Here is a 21,716-nt window from a genome sequence, read left to right as displayed (position 1 = left end):
CTTCAAAAAGGGAGGTAGTCATTTGTCAATCAAGAATATTTTCAGTAAAAAGAAAAAATATGCATCTGTACCCTCTGAACAGGCAAGTCAAGATGTGCCTGAAGGCATCATGACCAAATGTCCGCAATGTAAAAAAATAATGCTCACCAAAGAACTAGATAAAAATTTACGTGTTTGTATGAATTGCGGCAGACATTTGCAAATGAATGCAAAACAGCGTATTGAAAGCCTTGTAGATGAAGGCACATTTGAAGAATTTAACGGGCACCTCATTTCAGCAAACCCGCTCGGTTTCCCAGGCTACGAAGAAAAGCTTGAGAAAGACAGAGAAAAGACATCTTTGAATGAAGCCATTGTCACAGGTAAAGGTGAAATTGAAGGCCAAAGTGCTGTGATTGCTGTCATGGATGCCACGTTCCGTATGGGCAGCATGGGATCCGTTGTTGGTGAAAAGATCACGCTGGCGATCGAGAAAGCAAAAGCGGACAAGGTGCCATTTATTATCTTTACTGCATCTGGCGGAGCGAGAATGCAAGAGGGAATTCTTAGTCTCATGCAGATGGCAAAAACAAGTTCAGCATTAAAACTGTTCAGCGAGGATCAAGGTTTGATTATCTCTGTGATGACGAACCCAACAACTGGCGGTGTATCAGCTAGTTTTGCGTCTCTCGGTGATTACAATTTTGCAGAACCTGGTGCTTTAATTGGTTTTGCAGGACGAAGAATCATTGAACAAACGATTCGTGAAGACCTGCCAGAGGACTTCCAGACGGCTGAATTTTTAATGAAGCATGGACAGCTTGATGCTGTCATCCATCGTGCAGAAATGAAAGAAACACTAGGCCGAATCTTAGCACTACACAGCACAGGAGGTGAACGAGAGTGGCTGGAGAACTAGAATTTGAAAAACCTGTCATTGAACTTCGAGCGAAAATTGATGAACTGAAAAAGTTCACACAAAACTCAGAAATGGATTTAAGTGCAGAAATTGAGCGCCTTGAAACACGTCTGAGCAAGCTTGAAGCAGACATTTATACAAATTTAAAGCCGTGGGACAGAGTGCAGATTGCTCGGCATGCGATGCGCCCAACAACTCTCGATTACATTCAAGAGCTGTTTGACAACTTTTTCGAATGTCACGGTGACCGTTTTTATGGTGATGATGAAGCGATCGTTGGAGGAATTGCCACGTTTAAAGGGCTTCCTGTCACTGTTATTGGCCATCAGCGCGGTAAAGATACAAAAGAAAACTTGCGCCGTAATTTCGGAATGCCTCATCCAGAAGGCTATCGTAAAGCGCTGCGCTTGATGAAACAAGCAGATAAATTTAATCGCCCGATCATTTGCTTTATTGATACAAAAGGAGCTTATCCTGGTAAAGCAGCTGAAGAGCGCGGACAAAGTGAAGCAATTGCGAAAAACCTATTCGAAATGGCAGGACTTCGTGTACCAGTTGTCTGTATTGTCATTGGAGAAGGCGGAAGCGGCGGCGCACTAGGCTTAGGCGTAGGAAACCACCTATTCATGCTAGAAAACTCAACGTATTCAGTGATTTCACCTGAAGGTGCAGCAGCGCTGCTCTGGAAGGACTCATCACTTGCGAAAAAAGCTGCAGAATCAATGAAAATTACCGCTCCAGACCTAAAAGAATTAGATATTATAGATGATGTTATTAAAGAAGTGCAAGGTGGAGCACATCGAGACGTGAAACAACAAGCAGCTTACATGGAAAAAACATTAAAACAGTCACTTACATCTTTGCTCAAACTAACACCTGAAGAACTAGTCGAACAAAGATATGAAAAATATAAAGCAATCGGGAAAGTATCGATTGAAAATCAATATATTGGGGTAAACTAAATAAACGTACAGCCATTTTGGCTGGCGTTTATTTTTTTTCATCTTTTTTCATGAAAACCGACTTCATGTAAGCGCTATTTGAAAATAATTTTCTTTTGTTTTCATAAAATTTGAAACGTCTGAAAACCTTGATATGATAAGGTTTATAGCACCTCCCTTCACAGATTTCAGAGAGATTTGCTTTCATGACGTTCTTAACTTTTGTTTAAAAACGGTTTATTTAATTGTATAATAAGTACGGTTTTAGAAATTCGTATTGAAAACATCCAAATTTGCTCATGATTGTTTTCAAGCAGTGGAAATGGTATGTTTAATTCATATATGGTCTCTGAGGTGAAAAAGATGAAGCGTATAGGAGTTTTAACAAGCGGTGGGGATTCCCCAGGAATGAATGCAGCTGTGCGCGCAGTTGTAAGGAAAGCAATTTACCATAATGTTGAAGTTTACGGTATTTATAATGGATACTCAGGTCTAATTAACGGTAAAATTGAGAAACTCGAAATAGGTTCAGTAGGCGATATCATTCATCGTGGAGGAACAAAACTTTACACGGCAAGATGTCCTGAATTCAAGACAGTTGAAGGTCGTGAAAAAGGAATTGAAAACTTAAAAAAATTCGGTATTGAAGGACTTGTAGTCATTGGTGGAGACGGGTCATTTATGGGAGCGAAGAAATTAACAGAGCTCGGTTTTCCATGTGTAGGTGTTCCAGGCACGATTGACAACGATATTCCAGGTACTGATTTCACTATTGGCTTTGATACAGCACTGAATACTGTCATTGATGCCATTGATAAAATTCGTGATACAGCCACATCTCATGAACGTACATACGTAGTGGAAGTAATGGGAAGACATGCTGGTGATATTGCCCTTTGGTCAGGTCTTGCGGGCGGAGCCGAATCTATTTTGATTCCTGAAGCAGACTATGACATGGACGAAATTATTGCTAGGTTAAGAAGAGGTCACGAACGCGGCAAGAAGCATAGTATCATCATCGTTGCAGAAGGCGTAGGCAGCGGTGTTGAATTTGGTAAGCGGATTGAAGAGGAGACAAGCCTTGAAACACGTGTATCTGTCTTAGGGCATATTCAGCGCGGAGGTTCTCCGAGTGCGTTTGACCGTGTACTGGCAAGCCGTTTAGGAGCATATGCAGTCGAGCTTCTTCTTGAAGGACAAGGCGGACGCTGTGTAGGCATTCAAAGCAATGAACTCGTTCATCACGATATTTTAGAAATCTTAGATAAAAAACATACAGTCGATAAAAATATGTACCGACTTTCACAAGAGCTCTCTATATAAAACGAGAAGACCTTAGGAGGAACAGTAATGAGAAAGACAAAAATCGTTTGTACAATCGGTCCAGCAAGTGAAAGCATTGAAAAGCTGACTGAATTGATTGAAGCAGGAATGAATGTAGCCAGACTCAACTTCTCCCATGGAGATTTTGAAGAGCATGGTGCACGCATTGAAAACATACGTAAAGCAGGTAAAACATTAGGCAAGGACATTGCGATCCTTCTAGATACAAAAGGTCCAGAGATCCGTACACGTACAGTTGAAAACGGCTCAATTGAGCTAGTCGCTGGTGCTGATCTTATCGTGAGTATGGAAGACATTGTTGGAAATACGGAAAAAATTAGTGTGACATACGAAGATTTAATTCATGATGTAGAAGTAGGCTCAACGATTCTATTAGATGATGGTCTGATTGGTTTAGAAGTAAAAGAAATTAACAAGGACCGCAAAGAAATCGTCACTAAAGTCATGAATACAGGCACGCTCAAAAACAAAAAAGGCGTCAACATACCTGGCGTCAGTGTGAACCTGCCAGGTATTACAGAAAAGGATGCCAATGATATCCTGTTTGGAATTGAACAAGGCGTCGATTTCATCGCAGCTTCTTTTGTGAGACGAGCTTCTGATGTTCTTGAAATTCGTGAGCTTCTTGAAAAGAACAATGCGACTGATATTCAAATCATCCCTAAGATTGAAAACCAAGAGGGTGTTGATAACATCGACGAGATCCTTGAGGTATCTGACGGTTTAATGGTTGCGCGTGGAGATCTTGGTGTAGAGATCCCGGCAGAAGAAGTACCGCTTGTTCAAAAAATGCTGATCAAAAAATGCAATCGTTTAGGCAAGCCTGTCATCACAGCGACTCAAATGCTGGACAGCATGCAGCGTAACCCACGTCCTACCCGTGCGGAAGCAAGTGACGTGGCAAATGCTATTTTTGACGGCACAGATGCGATTATGCTTTCTGGTGAAACAGCAGCAGGAACATATCCAGTAGAAGCCGTACAAACAATGCATAACATTGCATCACGTTCAGAAGAAGCACTAAACTATAAAGCCATTCTTTCTCGCAGAAGCGAAGAAGTAGAAGTCAGCATTACAGACGCGATTGGTCAATCTGTTGCACATACAGCAATGAAGCTTGATGTAGCAGCCATTGTGACACCGACAGAAAGCGGACACACAGCAAGAATGATTTCAAAATATAGACCAAAAGCACCAATCGTAGCAGTTACTGCAAACGAATCAGTGGCGAGAAAGCTTTCACTCGTATTCGGTGTATTTGCAAAGAGCGGATCAAAAACGACGTCTACTGATGAAATGCTTGAGAATGCAGTAGAAAAGTCAATTGAAACAGGCTATGTAAGACACGGCGATTTAATCGTGATTACAGCAGGTGTGCCAGTTGGTGAAACAGGTACGACGAACTTAATGAAAGTATATGTTGTCGGTGACATCATTGCGAAAGGTCAAGGTATTGGCCGTAAATCTGCATTTGGACCGGTTGTCATTGCACAAAGCGGAAAAGAAGCAGAAGAAAAAATGTACGATGGTGCGATCCTGGTTGCAAACTGCACAGATCGTGATATGATGGGAGCTTTAGAAAAAGCATCTGCCCTTATCACAGAAGAAGGCGGTTTAACAAGCCATGCAGCAGTTGTTGGACTAAGCCTCGGCATTCCAGTGATTGTTGGTCTTGACAGCGCAACGACACTATTAAAAGAAGGCGAAGAGATTACAGTAGATCCAGCACGCGGAGCGATCTACAAAGGCCGTGCAAGCGTCCTTTAAATCATACTAGAGGGGAGTTGTCTGACTCCTCTCTTTTTTTATGTTACACTAAAAAAAGTAAACAGCTTTCGATGAAAGATACCCCATGAGGTGATATGGTTGAAGAAATATTTTCTACTATTATTAATTCTGTTCCCTGCGGTGGAAATTAGTTTATTTTTAATCTCAAGTAAAATCATTGGCATTTTGCCAACCATGCTGCTCATCGTGCTGACAAGTGCCTTAGGTGCTTATTTTGCAAGAAAACAAGGTATAGAAGCCTTCCAAAAAGTGCAGCGAGATTTACAATATGGCAAGATGCCAGGGGGAGCGATTGTCGATGGTTTTTGTATTCTAATTGGCGGTCTGCTGCTGCTCATTCCAGGCTTCTTATCGGATCTCATTGGGGCTTTGCTGCTCATTCCGGTGACGAGAAAGAGAATCAAGCCGCTCTTTGAACGCTGGCTTAGAAACATGTCTAATCGCAACCGCTACACGATCATTCGTTAAAGAGACCTTCAGCTGAAGGTCTCTTTTATTTTTGCATGCCATACCGAATGTACTCATAAATATCTCTGAAAACTCCTGCATTACGGAATGCCTGCCACACGACAAGGGAAGCAGGGCCAATCACAAGTCCTAGAAAACCAAACCATTTTAACCCTACAAATAGCGCCACAAGCGTTGCTAAAGGATTAAGTCCGATGGATTTGCTTAAGACTTTTGGCTCTGATATTTGTCTTTGAATGAGGACGACAATATACAAAATGCCCAGTCCAATGGCGAGAGAAAGATTTCCTGTCATAGCAGAATAAATGATCCACGGTAGAAAAACAGTGCCGCTCCCGATATATGGAAGTAAATCGACGAGCCCGATACATAGAGCGATGACGAAGGCATGCTTGACCTTTAAAATGATGAGTCCAATCAATACAATACCAATCGTCATGGCAACAAGCAGAAGCTGAGCCTTCATAAAGCCGGTAATGGCTTTTTTGATTTCAGATAAAATAGCGCGTGTATGCTGCATCCATTTTGCGGGAAAGATACGTGAGCCATATGTTTTTAACGTAAACCAATCTTTCGTGATAAAAAAAGTCGCCAGAGCAGAAAATAACAGTGTGGCTGCTGCATCAGGCAAAAGACCTAAAAAAGCCGGAATAAGCTCGAATGTTTTTGAAAGAAAAGACCCGATTTTTGCGGCCGCTTCATCACCAAGTGCTTGAATTTGTCCCAAAATCGATTCCTTTTGACCTGCTTGAAGCGTATTAAATTGGGCCGTCACATCATGATATAAAGGCAGAATCTTGTCTGTGAAAAATTGCTCTACAATCCCAATCATTTGATCAAGATGACGGGGCAGCACTTTTGCCAAATAAGCACTTCCTGAAATGATTTCCGCAACTAGAAGCGTCATTAAGCCGGCGGCTGCGACTAAAAAGAGCAAGAGCACAATGACCACAACAAATCCTCTTGGCATCCCGGTGATCTCTTCGATTTTGCAGACGGCAGGATGAATTAAACAAGACACGATAAGGGCGATCCAAAAAGGATATAAAAACGGAAAAGACTGATATAAAAAGACAACCGCAAAAACAGCAATGCTGATCATCATCAAACTTCGAAGAAAAATGGCCACATAGGCGTGATTCACACAATCCCCTCCAAAAAACAAGCATGTCCGATACTTCATTTTATTCAAAAAGATTAGTAATATGAAAAGGTCGCAATAAAAAGAAAGAAAGGAGCGGCGTATGTTTACTCAAGCAAATTTGTTTTTGGTTCTTTTACTCGTTATTGCACTTATTGCAAAAAACAATTCGTTAATTGTAGCAGTCTCTGTGCTGATCGCGATTAAGCTGATTGGCCTGGATCAAAAAATTTTCCCGGTTCTCCAATCTAAAGGCATTAATTGGGGGGTCACCGTTATTACCATTGCAGTTCTGGTCCCGATTGCAACAGGTGACATTGGATTTAAGCAGCTTGGAGAAGCGATGAAATCTTCCTATGCTTGGATAGCTCTTGGAGCGGGTATATTAGTAGCATTAATTGCAAAAAACGGGATTGTGCTACTCGAAAATGATCCGCATATTACGGCAGCGCTTGTGTTCGGTACCATTTTGGCAGTCAGCTTATTTAAAGGTGTGGCAGTTGGACCGCTTATCGGGGCTGGAATTGCTTATTTGGCGATGCAGGCTGTGAAATTTTTCAGCGGGTGAAAAGAGAGTGGTTCCTGCCACTTTCTTTTTTAAATTTTTTCTTGCGTGAGCTTTTGCAAAAAAACATAATTAAATATATTAAAAGAAGCAAAATCCCTTTATTCCATGCCTGATATGGGAGACTGGAAAAAAAAATATCAAAAAAAATTATAGTTAAACATTTAACAAATGTCTGATTATTGTTTATAATGGGAATAGGCTTAATTTTGAACTCATTGATCACACAAGAGATATGAGGCTAAAAGCGCTCTAACCGTATAGGTAAATGTAAGCATTTTCTTTTCTGAGCCTGTTATCTTATCCGGATTGGATAGCGCTTTCAAAAAGTGAGAATTCTGCAACGAAGGGGAATCTTTTTAAAAAGGGGAGATTGAACATGACAGCAACAAGAGGTCTTGAAGGTATCGTGGCAACAACTTCATCCGTAAGCTCAATTATTGATGATACTCTTACTTATGTAGGGTACAATATCGATGATTTAACTGAAAAAGCTACATTCGAAGAAATTGTCTACCTGTTATGGCACTTAAAGCTGCCGAATGAGCAGGAGCTGAGTGAATTAAAACAGCAGCTCAATGAAAATGCTCAGATTCCGCAAGAAATCATTGAGCATTTTAAATCTTATTCGCTTGATGGGGTTCATCCAATGTCTGCGATTCGTACAGCAGTATCTTTACTAGGTTTACTTGATGACGAATCAGAGATTATGGACAAAGAAGCGAATTACAGAAAGGCGATTCGCTTACAGGCGAAAATTTCTGGACTAGTCGCTGCGTTTTCACGCATCCGCAAAGGGCTTGAGCCTGTACAGCCAAAAGAAGAATACAGCTATGCTGCAAACTTCTTGTATATGCTAAATGGCGAAGAGCCGTCACCAGTAGAAATTGAAGCCATTGATAAGGCACTAATTCTCCATGCGGATCATGAATTAAACGCATCGACATTTACAGCACGTGTATGTGTTGCTACACTATCAGATATCTACTCTGGTGTGACAGCGGCTATCGGTGCGCTGAAGGGACCGCTTCATGGCGGCGCTAATGAAGGCGTGATGAAGATGCTTTCAGAAATTGGCGAAGTTGAAAACGTAGATTCCTATATTCATGGTAAGCTAGAGAAGAAAGAAAAAATTATGGGCTTTGGCCACCGTGTATACCGTCAAGGCGACCCGCGTGCAAAGCATCTAAAAGAGATGAGCCAGCGTTTAACAAACCTCACTGGCGAGCCGAAATGGTATGAAATGTCTGTTCGCGCAGAGGAAATCGTGACATCAGAGAAAAATCTTCCACCAAATGTTGATTTTTATTCTGCATCTGTATATCACAGTCTTGGGATTGATCATGACTTGTTTACACCAATTTTCGTGATCAGCCGATTCTCTGGATGGATTGCTCACATTCTAGAGCAATATGACAACAACCGTCTCATCCGTCCAAGAGCTGACTACATTGGACCTGATCTTCAAACCTTTGTTCCGATCAGTGAAAGAGACTAATGTTTATAGAATAAGCGGGGGCTGATTTCAAAAGGCCAATCAGCCTCCATATCAACAAAAAAAACGAATCACGTGAAAAACTTCTTTGTTTGCAGACATCAAGCCAAGAAGTTTCAAATATTCACTACATAACCTGGGAGGTAATATCATTGTCACAAGGCGAAAAAATTACAGTTACTGGCGGCGTATTGAATGTACCAAATAATCCAATTATCCCGTTTATTGAAGGGGACGGAATCGGTCCTGACATTTGGAAAGCAGCATCAAGAGTACTTGAAGCAGCTGTAGAAAAAGCATATAAAGGTGAAAAGCAAATCACTTGGAAAGAAGTATATGCAGGTGAGAAAGCTTACAATAAAACTGGAGAGTGGCTTCCTGAGCAAACGCTTGAAGACATTCGCGAATACTTAATTGCGATTAAAGGGCCACTAACAACACCAATTGGCGGAGGAATCCGTTCATTAAACGTGGCACTTAGACAAGAGCTTGATTTATTCACATGCTTACGTCCTGTTCGCTGGTTCAAAGGGGTACCTTCTCCTGTGAAACGTCCAGAAGACACAGATATGGTGATCTTCCGTGAGAACACAGAAGATATCTATGCTGGTATCGAGTATGCAAAAGGTTCAGACGAAGTGAAGAAGTTAATTGACTTCTTAAAAAACGAATTAGGTGTGAATAAAATCCGTTTCCCAGAAACGTCAGGTATCGGAATCAAGCCAGTTTCTGAAGAGGGAACATCCCGTCTTGTCAGAGCGGCTATCCAATATGCAATTGACCAAGGCCGTAAATCTGTGACGCTTGTTCACAAAGGAAACATCATGAAATTTACAGAAGGTGCCTTCAAAAACTGGGGCTACGAAGTGGCTGAAAAAGAGTTTGGCGACAAAGTCTTTACATGGGCACAATATGATCGTATTGTAGAACAAGATGGAAAAGATGCGGCAAACAAAGCGCAGAGTGAAGCAGAAGCTGCTGGCAAAATCATTGTCAAAGACAGCATTGCAGATATTTTCCTTCAACAAATCCTAACTCGTCCAGCTGAGTTCGATGTTGTGGCTACAATGAACTTAAATGGAGATTACATCTCTGATGCACTTGCAGCTCAAGTTGGTGGAATTGGTATCGCACCAGGTGCAAACATCAACTACGAAACAGGACACGCTATTTTTGAAGCGACTCACGGAACAGCACCAAAATATGCTGGTCTTGATAAAGTGAATCCATCTTCTGTTCTTCTATCAGGCGTGCTTTTACTTGAGCACCTTGGCTGGCAGGAAGCAGCTGATCTAGTGATTCAATCTGTTGAAAAAACAATTGCATCTAAAGTCGTCACATACGATTTTGCTAGATTAATGGATGGCGCAACAGAAGTGAAATGTTCTGAGTTTGCTGACGAGCTCATCAAAAACTTGTCTTGATTCTTAAACTTTAAAGTTAAAGGGGAAAAAGGAAATGGCAAACAAGCGTAAAAAAGTATCTGTCATCGGAGCAGGTTTTACAGGAGCAACTACAGCATTTCTAACGGCTCAAAAAGAATTAGCGGATGTCGTATTAGTTGATATCCCGCAGCTTGAGAACCCAACAAAAGGGAAAGCTCTTGATATGCTGGAAGCAAGCCCTGTTCAAGGCTTCGATGCGAACATTACAGGCACTTCTAACTACGAAGATACAGCCGGTTCTGATGTCGTGGTCATTACGGCAGGAATTGCAAGAAAGCCGGGAATGAGCCGTGACGATCTCGTGTCAACAAATGAAAAAATCATGCGCAGCGTGACACGCGAAATCGTTAAATATTCTCCAGAAGCCATTATTGTTGTGTTAACAAACCCTGTTGATGCAATGACATATGCCGTTTATAAAGAATCAGGATTACCAAAAGAAAAAGTCATTGGACAATCGGGCATTCTTGATACAGCACGCTTCCGTACGTTTGTTGCTCAAGAATTAAACCTATCTGTCAAAGATGTGACGGGCTTTGTGCTTGGTGGACATGGCGATGACATGGTTCCGCTTGTTCGTTACTCTTACGCAGGCGGTATCCCGCTGGAAACATTGATTCCAAAAGATCGTATTGATGCGATTGTTGAAAGAACAAGAAAAGGCGGCGGCGAAATCGTAAACCTATTAGGTAACGGTAGTGCCTATTATGCACCTGCTGCTTCACTAGTAGAAATGGTTGAGGCGATTCTAAAAGATCAGCGACGCGTGATCCCAACGATTGCATACCTTGAAGGTGAATATGGCTACGAAGGCATTTACCTTGGTGTACCAACAATCGTAGGTGGAAACGGCCTTGAGCAGATCATTGAGCTTGAGCTGACAGAAGAAGAAAGAAGTCAGCTTGACCGTTCTGTTGAATCTGTTAAGAACGTCATGAAAGTATTGTCTTAATATGAAAAAAAGAAGGCTTCTCTTATGAGGGGCCTTCTTTTTGTTTACAAAACCAATCTTGTCGAAATTTTAAATTGTCCTCTTGTTAAGCTTTCGTTAAAATGAAAGAGAAAGCATGACTTCTCGCTTTTCACATAAGATACAAAAAAACGGATGCAGGGGAAATCACTAATTGGAGGCACAACATGAATAAAAAAATATTAGTTGTGGATGATGAAGAATCGATTGTAACACTTCTAAGCTATAACCTTGAAAGGGCGGGCTATGATGTCGTCACAGCAAGAGATGGGGAAGAAGCGCTTGAAAAAGCAGCAAGTGAACAGCCTGATCTCATTGTATTAGATTTAATGCTTCCGAAAATGGACGGTATTGAAGTGTGCAAACAACTGAGAATTCAAAAAATGATGTTCCCTATTTTAATGCTGACAGCAAAGGACGATGAATTTGATAAGGTGCTCGGTCTTGAACTTGGAGCCGATGATTACATGACAAAGCCATTCAGTCCTAGAGAAGTGGGTGCTCGGGTAAAAGCCATCTTGAGAAGAGCGCAGCAATCTCAGCCTGTCCCCGCGCAAGAGGAGAAGGAAGAGGTTATTGCAGACCAAATCAAAATTGGTGAACTGCGCATTTTACCAGAACACTACGAAGTCTACTTCCAAGAAGAACGTCTAGAGCTTACGCCGAAGGAATTTGAACTGCTGCTTTATTTGGCCAAGCATAAAGGACGTGTCCTCACACGTGATCTGCTGCTAAGTGCCGTTTGGAATTATGACTTTGCAGGTGACACTCGTATTGTGGATGTACATATCAGCCACTTGCGGGACAAAATTGAAAAGAATACGAAAAAACCAACATACATTAAAACCATTCGCGGCTTAGGCTACAAATTGGAGGAGCCAAAGCCAAATGAGTAAAATTCGAACCCGCCTGTTTTCGGGACTTATTTTTCTCCTTTTTATTGTGTTTGTTGCACTTGGCCTTTTTTTGGATCACATGTTCCATGTTTTTTATGAAACTAAATTAACGGAACGAATGGAAAATGAATCGAGCTTTCTTCTTTCTTCCATGGATGGTGATGATCTGCAGGCGAAGCAGAACAAGGAGATCCTCAATCAGGCAAAGCAGCATCTCGATATGAATGCGTCAATTGTGGACCAGAAGGGGAATATCATACATACAACAGGTCAAGCGGAGCAAAGGGGCATCATTCAAAACACACTGAACAATGAACGCCTTCAAACAAAAGGAGTCGTCATTGAGGATGAAAAGGATGCGCTGTTTCATTACGCAGTCCCTATCCTGAAACAAAATGAACCGGCAGGCTATTTATTTCTCCATGCGTCATTCCAGCCTTTAAATGAAATTGACGGCCAGCTTTGGCTCGCATTAGCCGTTTGTCTTGGAACGGCAATTATTATTATCGTTTTCTTTGGATACCGCATGTCGATGAAATATGTAAAACCGATAGATTATGCCACAAAGGTAGCCAAACAGCTGGAACGCGGGAACTATGATACCAATCATTATGAAGAGCTCATCATTGAAACAAGTGAGCTTAATACATCAATGAAGCGCCTGGCAGAAAGCCTTCAAGAAATGACTAGCACTGGGGAAATGCAGCGGGACCGTCTGCAAACAGTCATTGAAAACATCGGAGCAGGGATTATTTTGATTGATAAGATGGGGTATATTAACCTAGTCAATCGAACTTTCCGCAAGCAGTTTAAGGTGCAAAAGCACATTTACATGCACAAGCTGTATCATGAAGCATTTACACATGAAGAAATTATTGAGCTGATTGACGAAATTTTCATGACAGAAACGAAGGTGCGGAAGTTTTTACGCCTGGCCGTTGACATTGAACGGCGCTACTTCCAGGTGGATGGTGTTCCCATTTTAAGTACAGACGATGAATGGAAAGGAATAGTCCTTGTGTTTCATGACGTGACAGAAACAAAGCAGCTGGAGCAGATGCGAAAAGATTTTGTCGCCAATGTGTCTCACGAGTTAAAGACACCGATTACGTCGATTAAAGGATTCTCCGAAACTCTTCTTGATGGAGCGATTGATGACAAAGAAGCGCTGACACAATTCCTTTCCATCATTCTAAAAGAGAGTGTCCGTCTCGAAACACTCATTCAAGATTTACTCGATCTTTCCAAAATCGAGCAGCAGCATTTCAAACTGAATATTCAAGACGCCAATGCGACAGAAATCATTCAAGAGATTGAAGTCCTTTTAAAACAAAAGGCTGCAGAAAAAGGCATTCAACTACAAGTGCGTATCCCGAAAGAGCCTGTCTATGTGATGGCAGATCCGCTGAGGTTAAAACAAATCTTCCTCAATCTCGTGAACAATGCCCTTACCTATACACCAGAGGGAGGGAGTGTCACCATTTCGGCAAGACCGCGGAAAGGCGCCTATGAATTTGATGTAGCAGATACAGGAATCGGCATGAAGAAAAGCGAGATTCCAAGAATATTTGAGAGATTTTATCGAATTGATAAAGATAGAAGTAGAAATTCAGGCGGTACAGGACTTGGTCTTGCCATCGTCAAACACCTTGTGGAGGCGCATGAAGGGACGATTTCGGTCCATAGCAAACAAGGTAAAGGAACGACTTTTACAGTGAGCCTGAAATCAAAATAGGGAAAAAAGGAAAGTCGCGTTAAAATTTACATGATCTTTACAATGGATTCATGTTTAGTTAAACAATCATTGGTAGGATGAATAGGAACCCCTTCATCCAAGGAGCCAATTTTGTAAGGACGAAAACACTTGTTGTTTTCGTCCCTTTTTTTATGCAGGTTCGACTATTTTCTTTTCAAAATAAACTTTGATAAAATGATGATACAATGTGTGAAAGAGACGGCTGAAATGGCTCAGCCGATGGAGGATTAAAACATGACAGACAAAAAGAAATTAGTACTAGTGGATGGAAACAGTCTCGCTTATCGAGCCTTTTTTGCTTTGCCGCTATTATCAAATGATAAAGGCGTCCATACAAATGCCATTTATGGCTTTGCGATGATCTTAATGAAGATGCTCGAGGACGAGAAGCCAACCCATATGCTTGTCGCATTTGATGCGGGAAAAACAACGTTCCGCCACGAGACATTTAAAGAATATAAAGGCGGAAGACAAAAAACGCCGCCAGAGCTATCAGAACAAATGCCGTTTATCCGTGAACTATTAGATGCCTATCAGGTGAAAAGGTACGAGCTTCCTCAATACGAGGCAGACGATATTATTGGGACATTGGCTGTGGAGGCAGAAAAAGACGGCTTTGAAGTCAAAATTTTCTCAGGAGATAAGGACTTAACGCAGCTCTCAACAGACCATACGACGGTAGCAATTACGAAAAAAGGCATTACAGAAGTAGAATATTACACACCGGCTCATATTGAAGAGAAATATGGCCTGCGCCCAGATCAAATCATCGATATGAAAGGTTTGATGGGAGATTCCTCAGATAATATCCCAGGGGTGCCAGGTGTAGGTGAAAAAACAGCGATTAAATTGTTAAAGCAGTTTGAAACGGTTGAAAACCTGCTTGAACATATTGACGAAGTCAGCGGTAAAAAACTCAAAGAAAAGCTTGAAGAATATAAAGAGCAAGCGGTGATGAGTAAAAAACTCGCAACGATTCTTGTAGAAGCGCCAATAGATGTATCAAGCAAGGATCTCGCATATGAAGGTCCTCATATGGATCAAGTGATCTCTCTTTATAAAGAACTAGGCTTTCAAACGCTGCTAGAGCGTCTAGGAGAAGCACCAGAAACAGGTGAACAGGTCGAAGTAGAAGCATTAGAAGTGAAAAAAATGACCGAAGTAACGGATGAGATGCTGACAGATCAAGCTGCTCTTGTGGTAGAGCAGCTTGGAGATAATTATCATGAAGCAGATTTGATTGGTTTTGCAATCCATAATGAAAATGGTGCGTTTTTTATCACGAAAGAAGATGCACTTCAATCAGACGCATTTAAACAATGGGTACAGGATGAAACGAAGAAGAAATGGGTCTTTGATTCAAAAAGAGCAGTTGTCGCCCTCAGATGGCATGATGTCGATCTAAAAGGTGTCGATAACGATGTCCTGCTCGCTTCCTATGTCGTCAACCCTCAGAAATCGTATGAGGACGTCGCAAGTGTAGCGAAGGAATACGGTCTTAACATCGCTCTTTCTGATGAAAAAGTGTACGGAAAAGGAGCAAAGCAGGCGATTCCACCTGAAGATGAACTGAAGGAACATCTTGGACGAAAAGCAGCGGCGATCTCTGCTCTGCATGATTTAACACTTGAAGCGTTAGAAAAAAATGATCAGCATGAACTATATGAAGACTTAGAGCTGCCGCTTGCCCTCATCTTAGGTGAAATGGAATCCCTTGGGGTAAAGGTAGATATTGAGCGCCTAGAGAAGATGGGTGAAGAGTTAACGAAAAAGCTGAAAGAATATGAAGAAACCATTCACCGCTTAGCAGGTGAAACATTTAACATCAATTCTCCTAAACAGCTTGGCGTGATTCTTTTTGAAAAATTAGGACTGCCGATTATTAAAAAGACAAAGACGGGCTACTCGACATCTGCGGATGTTCTTGAAAAGCTTGAAGATAAGCACGAGATCATTCGGTCCATTCTGCATTACCGCCAAATTGGAAAGCTCCAATCGACCTATGTGGAAGGCTTAATGAAAGTAACGCGCAAGGATACCCATAAAGTGCATACACGATTTAATCAAGCGCTCACGCAAACAGGAAGACTAAGCTCGACAGACCCAAACCTGCAAAACATTCCAATTCGTTTAGAAGAAGGACGAAAGATTCGACAAGCATTCGTTCCATCAAAAGAAGGCTGGCTCATGTTTGCTGCTGACTATTCACAAATTGAGCTGCGTGTACTCGCTCATATTTCTCAGGATGAGAATTTGATCGAAGCGTTTACGCAAGATATGGATATTCACACGAAGACAGCGATGGACGTGTTCCATGTCTCAGAAGAAGAAGTGACTTCCTCTATGAGAAGACAAGCCAAGGCTGTCAACTTCGGTATTGTATATGGGATCAGTGATTATGGGTTATCTCAAAACCTTGGGATCACAAGAAAAGAAGCAGCTGCCTTTATCGAACGCTATTTAACAAGCTTTAAAGGCGTGAAAACCTATATGGAAGAGATCGTGCAGGAAGCGAAACAAAAAGGATATGTCACGACGCTTCTCAAACGCAGACGGTATATCCCGGATATCACAAGCCGTAATTTTAATATCAAAAGCTTTGCCGAACGAACAGCCATGAACACACCGATCCAAGGAAGTGCAGCTGATATTATTAAAAAGGCCATGATTGATATGGCGCGTAAATTAAAAGAAGAAAACTTGCAGGCAAATCTTTTATTACAGGTGCACGATGAATTGATTTTCGAAGCGCCGAAAGAAGAAATTGCCATACTCGAAAAAGTTGTTCCTGAAGTCATGGAAAATGCACTTCAGCTAGATGTGCCGCTAAAAGTTGATTTTGCTTCAGGGCCATCTTGGTACGACGCAAAATAATAGAGAGAGAAAAAGGAGCGGGGAGCATGCCGGAATTACCAGAAGTTGAAACCGTCCGGCGCACACTCAAGCGGTTAGTCGAAGGAAAGACGATTGAAACGGTCGATATCAAATGGCCAAATATCATCAAACGTCCTGGGGAGCCGGAAGAGTTCGCAAGAAGGATGGTAGGAGAAACGATACAAACCATTGAAAGAAGAGGAAAGTTCCTGCTCTTTCATTTAGACCACTACGTGATGGTCTCCCATTTAAGGATGGAAGGGAAATACCGTGTACATGAAGCGCATGAGCCATACGATAAACATGTACACGTCGTCTTTACATTTACAGACGGTACTGAGCTTCGGTATCATGATGTGCGTAAATTTGGCACGATGCATTTATTTCATCCGGGTGAAGAAGAAAAGGAACTCCCGCTCTCGCAGCTGGGGTATGAGCCTTTTGATGATCAATTCACTCCGGAATATTTATGGGAGCAATTGGAAAAAACTTCCCGTGTGGTCAAAACAGCGCTGCTTGATCAAAAGATTGTCGTGGGACTAGGTAATATTTATGTAGATGAGGTTTTGTTTAAAGCAGGCATTCATCCAGAAACAAAAGCGAATCAGCTCAGCCTTGAATCGTGCAAAGTGCTTCACAGGCATATTATCGATACACTTCAAGTAGCGGTAGATGCAGGAGGAAGCACGATTCGCTCATATATCAATTCACAAGGTGATATTGGAACATTTCAGCTGCAGCTTCTTGTGTATGACCGGCGGGGAGAGCCTTGTCAAACATGCGGAAGCATCATTGAGAAAACAGTAGTCGGAGGGCGCGGCACTCATTTTTGTGTGACCTGCCAAAAGCGTCCTCAATAAAAATCAGCCATCAGCATGCTTCCTTTTTGCTGTGCATACGATAAAAAACATTCATTTTTCAGCAAGGTGTAGACTGACACACAGCCCACCTGCTCTTCATATAGTGAAGAAGAGTCTAAGGACGCCTAGAGACTCTTGATCATCGTTGCATGAACAGAAAGGAAGAGTTCAGGTATGATTTCGATTTCGCTCCTGTTTTTAGCTATTGCAGTCAGCATTGACAGCTTTTCTGTAGGATTTACGTATGGACTTCGTAAAATGAAGATTCCATTTAAAGCGATTGTCATTATTGCGTGCTGTTCAGGGATTGTGCTGCTCATTTCCATGCTGATTGGCAGCCTGCTGACGACATTCCTCCCTGTCTCAGTGACAGATAAACTTGGTGGAGGCATTTTAATCGCCATTGGACTTTGGGTCCTTTATCAATTTTACAAACCAGCGAAAGAGCGTGATTTGCTCCTTCATGAAAAGACATTGCTCAATGTGGAAGTGCAATCGCTTGGTCTTGTCATTCAAATTTTGCGAAAGCCGACAAGTGCAGATATTGACCGTTCTGGGACGATCAATGGAATAGAAGCGGTGCTTCTTGGGATTGCTTTATCCATTGATGCATTTGGCGCAGGGATTGGCGCTGCGATTCTAGGCTTTTCTCCAATTGTCATGAGTATCACTGTGGCCGTGATGAGCTCACTTTTTGTGTGTATCGGGCTCCGTTCCGGTCATTACTTGGCCAATTGGCGCTGGATCGATAAACTTGCATGCTTACCAGGGCTCCTGCTCATTTTAATTGGGGTGTGGAAGCTGTAAAGGAGGAAATCAATTGACGCTTGTCATTGGATTAACAGGCGGGATTGCTAGTGGAAAAAGCACCGTCTCGCAAATGATAAAAGAGCAGGGCATCCGGGTCGTGGACGCAGATGTCATTGCAAAAGAAGCAGTTGCCAAAGGAACACCAGCTCTTCAACAAATCGTTCAAACCTTTGGTGAGGATGTTCTCCTGCCAAATGGGGAGCTGAACCGGCAGCAGCTTGGAGCCGTCATTTTTTCTGATGAAGAGAAAAGAAAGCAGCTGAATGCGATTGTTCATCCTGAAGTGAGAAAAGAAATGCTCAAACAGAGAGATGAAGGGGTTAGTCAGAAGGAAACCTTCGTTGTCCTCGATATCCCGCTTTTATTTGAAAGTCAGCTGGAAAGTCTCGTCGACCGCATCATTGTGGTGTATACAACGCCCGAATTGCAGCTGTCGCGGCTCATGAATCGAAATGACCTCAGCGAGGAAGAAGCGCTGAATCGTATTCACTCTCAGCAGCCTCTTGAGGAGAAATGTAAAAAAGCAGACCGCGTGATAGAGAACACACAAGATCTCGCGTTTATTAGAAAGCAATTGCAGAACATATTAAATGAATGGGAACATACAGATAAGTAAGAGTACATACACGTACTCTTCTTTTTTTATGCTTTATTCTGATTTCCTTTGAAAAGAACAGCCCTTTTTAGAAAATATACGTTTATATACTGGCAATTACATTCTAATGTGATATACTAATTTCATAAATAAATTTATTGAGTATAACACATAATAGAGGAGTGACCTGTTCATGAAGGTAAAAGCAGCGATCAATGGGTTTGGCAGAATTGGACGCATGGTCTTCAGAAAAGCAATGCTTGATGATCAAATTCAAATTGTAGCGGTGAACGCAAGCTATCCTGCCGAAACGCTAGCACATTTAATTAAATATGATACAAATCATGGACGTTACGAATGTGATGTGACAGCAGAAGATGACGCCTTGATTGTGAATGGCAAAAGAGTTCTTTTGCTTAATAATAGAGACCCGAAGCAGCTTCCATGGGGAGAGCTTGGGATTGATATCGTCATTGAAGCAACAGGTAAATTTAATTCAAAAGATCAAGCGATGGGCCATATAGATGCCGGAGCGAAAAAAGTCGTTCTAACAGCTCCAGGTAAAAATGAAGACATTACGATTGTGATGGGTGTCAATGAGGATGATCTTGATCCTGAAAAGCACGTCATTATTTCAAACGCATCTTGTACAACAAACTGTTTAGCACCAGTTGTGAAACTGTTAGATGATGAATTTGGCATCGACAATGGTTTAATGACAACGGTTCATGCTTATACAAATGATCAAAAAAATATCGATAACCCGCATAAGGATCTGCGCCGGGCAAGAGCATGTGCTCAGTCCATTATTCCAACTACGACGGGTGCCGCTAAAGCGCTTTCTTTAGTGCTTCCGCACATGAAAGGGAAATTACACGGACTTGCACTCCGCGTACCAGTTTCCAATGTGTCGATGGTTGATCTTGTCGTTGACTTGAAAAAAGATGTCACAGCAGAAGAAGTCAATGCAGCCTTCTCGAATGCATCTAAAACATCTCTTGCCGGTATTTTAGATTACACAGATGAGCCGCTTGTCTCTACGGACTTTAACACAAACCCTTATTCAGCAGTCGTTGATGGACTGACAACGATGGTAATGGAAGGGAGAAAAGTGAAAGTTCTTGCATGGTATGACAATGAATGGGGTTATTCATGCCGAGTGGTTGACCTTGTAAAGTTTGTCGGCGCACAGATGAAAGAGCTGTCTGCTGTTTGAAATGAAGAAGACGATCGTCCCTTTTCAAGAAATGAGAGAAAATCCCACTAAAAACACAGCTTGCAAAATGGGTCTAAACAAAGTATACTATTTTTCGTGAACTTCTTGTTCGCAGACTCATTCGGGTATACTTAAAGGGTTAGGACCTCTTAGGACTAACTTTCCCCCGTGGTATATGTCCGGTCCGGCTGCTTAGAACTTCACTCTTTCATTCTTGTTTAAAGGGGGGTCCATGATGGAAACAATCGGACGTCACGTTATCTCCGAGCTATGGGGATGCGACTGTGATAAACTGAACGACATGGATTTTATTGAAAAAACGTTTGTAAATGCAGCTTTGAAATCAGGAGCTGAGGTAAGAGAGGTTGCTTTTCACAAATTTGCACCTCAAGGAGTAAGTGGAGTTGTCATTATTTCTGAATCTCATCTGACAATTCACAGCTTTCCTGAACATGGTTATGCGAGCATAGATGTTTATACTTGCGGTGACCTAGATCCGAATATTGCAGCAGATCATATCGGAGATGAATTAGGTGCTGAAACAAGAGAAAACATCGAAATTCCTCGAGGCATGGGACCTGTACAAGTAAAACAGGCACAAGCCAAAGCACTGTAAACATAAAAAAGATTGCAATGGGAGCTGGCCAAAAGCATTGAATGCCTTTGTGTTATGCTCCTTTTTATATTTTTTTTGATAAAAAATCCAACATTCCCCAGCTTGTCTATACTTTTGTTCTAGGAAAACAAAGGTTTTTTTTATAAAATAAAGAAAGAGGCATTATGGCAAAGGGGATACGTGTATGACTTTAAGACAAAAGTTTAAACGGTTCATGTCAAACCATACAGAAACATCTGACGAGCATCCAGTGTCAGAACTGAAAAGCCATTACTACAAATCGACGAATACACAAGTTTTTCAAGCGGTGGAAACCATTCTTTCCCGAAGCGATTCTTATCAAGTGACATCTGTTTCAGCAGAACGAGGTGAAATCAGCGCAAACATACGATTGCCGAAAAAAGCCTTTCTCGTGGCGACTGTCATTTCAATTCGTCCTTTTGAAACAGCTGTCGATTTTAATGTAACAACAGAAACGGCCCTGCCAACAGATTTCGGCTATAGTCAAAAGACCGTTCTGTCCCTTTATGATGAACTAGACAAACAACTTCCAAGAATAGATCGGAGCTGATGAAATGAAATGTCCCACATGTCAGCACCTTGGCACAAGGGTGCTTGATTCAAGACCAGTAGATGAAGGGAAATCCATCCGTCGTAGAAGAGAGTGCGAAAGCTGCCAATATCGCTTTACGACGTTTGAAAAATTAGAAGAATTACCGCTGATTGTGGTGAAAAAAGAAGGGATTCGAGAAGAATTCAGCCGCGAAAAAATGCTGAGAGGACTCATCAAAGCGTGTGAAAAGCGTCCTGTCGCTTTAAAGCAGCTGGAGGATGTCTGCTTTAATATTGAAAAAGAACTGCGCAATCAAGGCATGTCAGAAGTGAAAAGCGAGCTTGTAGGTGAAATGGTCATGGACGAGCTGGCGAAAATTGATGAAGTGTCTTACGTCAGGTTTGCCTCGGTTTACCGGCAGTTTAAAGACATCAATGTCTTTATTGATGAATTAAAAGACCTATTAAAGAAAGAACGCTAAAAAG

Annotated in this window: 20 protein-coding genes; 19 read left to right on the top strand and 1 reads right to left on the bottom strand. The window is 41.8% G+C overall.

The annotated features are described in order from the left end of the window. Nucleotides 1-22 precede the first annotated feature (22 nt). From accD to NSU13_RS13215, 5 genes are all read left to right on the top strand, one after another. A complete protein-coding gene (gene accD, locus NSU13_RS13235) occupies nucleotides 23-898 on the top strand; it encodes an acetyl-CoA carboxylase, carboxyltransferase subunit beta (RefSeq protein ID WP_034279640.1) in 876 nt (291 codons plus the stop codon). Further along, nucleotides 883-1,860, top strand: coding sequence for an acetyl-CoA carboxylase carboxyl transferase subunit alpha (gene accA, locus NSU13_RS13230; protein WP_024424795.1), 978 nt, complete (start codon nucleotides 883-885; stop codon nucleotides 1,858-1,860). Before accD ends, accA begins: the two co-directional genes overlap by 16 nt. A gap of 342 nt (nucleotides 1,861-2,202) precedes the next feature. Beyond that, nucleotides 2,203-3,162, top strand: coding sequence for a 6-phosphofructokinase (gene pfkA / locus NSU13_RS13225; protein WP_024424794.1), 960 nt, complete (start codon nucleotides 2,203-2,205; stop codon nucleotides 3,160-3,162). Between the two features lie 27 nt (nucleotides 3,163-3,189). Continuing rightward, the gene (gene pyk, locus NSU13_RS13220; protein WP_024426143.1) at nucleotides 3,190-4,950 is read left to right on the top strand and encodes a pyruvate kinase; all 1,761 of its coding nucleotides are present in this window, start codon (nucleotides 3,190-3,192) and stop codon (nucleotides 4,948-4,950) included. A 99-nt stretch (nucleotides 4,951-5,049) separates the two neighbouring features. Further along, entirely contained in the window at nucleotides 5,050-5,439 is a 390-nt protein-coding gene (locus tag NSU13_RS13215; RefSeq protein ID WP_060697594.1) for an FxsA family protein, read from the top strand. A gap of 25 nt (nucleotides 5,440-5,464) precedes the next feature. On the opposite strand, the gene ytvI is transcribed toward NSU13_RS13215, so the two are convergent. Next, nucleotides 5,465-6,583 carry a sporulation integral membrane protein YtvI gene (ytvI, locus tag NSU13_RS13210; RefSeq protein WP_034279643.1) on the bottom strand — a complete coding sequence of 373 codons (1,119 nt, stop codon included), beginning with the start codon at nucleotides 6,581-6,583 and terminating at the stop codon, nucleotides 5,465-5,467. A 100-nt stretch (nucleotides 6,584-6,683) separates the two neighbouring features. Here ytvI and NSU13_RS13205 point away from each other — a divergent pair, with 100 nt between their 5' ends. The 14 genes from NSU13_RS13205 to nrdR all read left to right on the top strand — a co-directional run bounded on the left by NSU13_RS13205 (nucleotide 6,684) and on the right by nrdR (nucleotide 21,712). After that, on the top strand, nucleotides 6,684-7,148 hold the full coding sequence (locus tag NSU13_RS13205) for a DUF441 domain-containing protein (RefSeq protein WP_024424791.1): 465 nt from the start codon (nucleotides 6,684-6,686) through the stop codon (nucleotides 7,146-7,148). 376 nt (nucleotides 7,149-7,524) lie between these two features. Beyond that, nucleotides 7,525-8,643: a citrate synthase gene (gene citZ / locus NSU13_RS13200; RefSeq protein WP_024424790.1), complete on the top strand. Its 1,119-nt coding sequence runs from the start codon at nucleotides 7,525-7,527 to the stop codon at nucleotides 8,641-8,643. Nucleotides 8,644-8,792: 149 nt separating this feature from the next. Further along, nucleotides 8,793-10,064, top strand: coding sequence for an NADP-dependent isocitrate dehydrogenase (gene icd / locus NSU13_RS13195; protein ID WP_024424789.1), 1,272 nt, complete (start codon nucleotides 8,793-8,795; stop codon nucleotides 10,062-10,064). 34 nt (nucleotides 10,065-10,098) lie between these two features. Further along, nucleotides 10,099-11,037 carry a malate dehydrogenase gene (gene mdh, locus NSU13_RS13190; RefSeq protein ID WP_008356047.1) on the top strand — a complete coding sequence of 313 codons (939 nt, stop codon included), beginning with the start codon at nucleotides 10,099-10,101 and terminating at the stop codon, nucleotides 11,035-11,037. 185 nt (nucleotides 11,038-11,222) lie between these two features. Then, on the top strand, nucleotides 11,223-11,951 hold the full coding sequence (locus tag NSU13_RS13185; RefSeq protein ID WP_024426141.1) for a response regulator transcription factor: 729 nt from the start codon (nucleotides 11,223-11,225) through the stop codon (nucleotides 11,949-11,951). Continuing rightward, on the top strand, nucleotides 11,944-13,686 hold the full coding sequence (locus tag NSU13_RS13180; protein WP_144496297.1) for an ATP-binding protein: 1,743 nt from the start codon (nucleotides 11,944-11,946) through the stop codon (nucleotides 13,684-13,686). The genes NSU13_RS13185 and NSU13_RS13180 overlap by 8 nt, the downstream gene beginning before the upstream one ends. A gap of 255 nt (nucleotides 13,687-13,941) precedes the next feature. Then, nucleotides 13,942-16,581: a DNA polymerase I gene (polA, locus tag NSU13_RS13175; RefSeq protein WP_326133419.1), complete on the top strand. Its 2,640-nt coding sequence runs from the start codon at nucleotides 13,942-13,944 to the stop codon at nucleotides 16,579-16,581. A gap of 26 nt (nucleotides 16,582-16,607) precedes the next feature. After that, entirely contained in the window at nucleotides 16,608-17,441 is an 834-nt protein-coding gene (gene mutM / locus NSU13_RS13170) for a DNA-formamidopyrimidine glycosylase (RefSeq protein ID WP_342489552.1), read from the top strand. A 174-nt stretch (nucleotides 17,442-17,615) separates the two neighbouring features. Then, on the top strand, nucleotides 17,616-18,248 hold the full coding sequence (gene ytaF, locus NSU13_RS13165; RefSeq protein WP_034279660.1) for a sporulation membrane protein YtaF: 633 nt from the start codon (nucleotides 17,616-17,618) through the stop codon (nucleotides 18,246-18,248). Nucleotides 18,249-18,261: 13 nt separating this feature from the next. Beyond that, nucleotides 18,262-18,867, top strand: coding sequence for a dephospho-CoA kinase (gene coaE / locus NSU13_RS13160; protein ID WP_034279663.1), 606 nt, complete (start codon nucleotides 18,262-18,264; stop codon nucleotides 18,865-18,867). 172 nt (nucleotides 18,868-19,039) lie between these two features. After that, nucleotides 19,040-20,062, top strand: a complete 1,023-nt coding sequence (locus NSU13_RS13155; protein ID WP_024425707.1) for a glyceraldehyde-3-phosphate dehydrogenase — start codon at nucleotides 19,040-19,042, stop codon at nucleotides 20,060-20,062. A 235-nt stretch (nucleotides 20,063-20,297) separates the two neighbouring features. Beyond that, a complete protein-coding gene (speD, locus tag NSU13_RS13150; RefSeq protein WP_003216492.1) occupies nucleotides 20,298-20,678 on the top strand; it encodes an adenosylmethionine decarboxylase in 381 nt (126 codons plus the stop codon). Between the two features lie 184 nt (nucleotides 20,679-20,862). Beyond that, nucleotides 20,863-21,249, top strand: a complete 387-nt coding sequence (locus NSU13_RS13145) for a hypothetical protein (protein WP_034279668.1) — start codon at nucleotides 20,863-20,865, stop codon at nucleotides 21,247-21,249. A gap of 4 nt (nucleotides 21,250-21,253) precedes the next feature. Further along, on the top strand, nucleotides 21,254-21,712 hold the full coding sequence (gene nrdR / locus NSU13_RS13140; protein WP_003216720.1) for a transcriptional regulator NrdR: 459 nt from the start codon (nucleotides 21,254-21,256) through the stop codon (nucleotides 21,710-21,712). Nucleotides 21,713-21,716 lie beyond the last annotated feature (4 nt).

This window comes from Bacillus sp. FSL M8-0049, from assembly GCF_038593355.1.
GTDB classification, from domain to species: Bacteria; Bacillota; Bacilli; order Bacillales; family Bacillaceae; genus Bacillus; species Bacillus safensis.
This window is presented reverse-complemented; position numbering and strand designations above follow the sequence as displayed.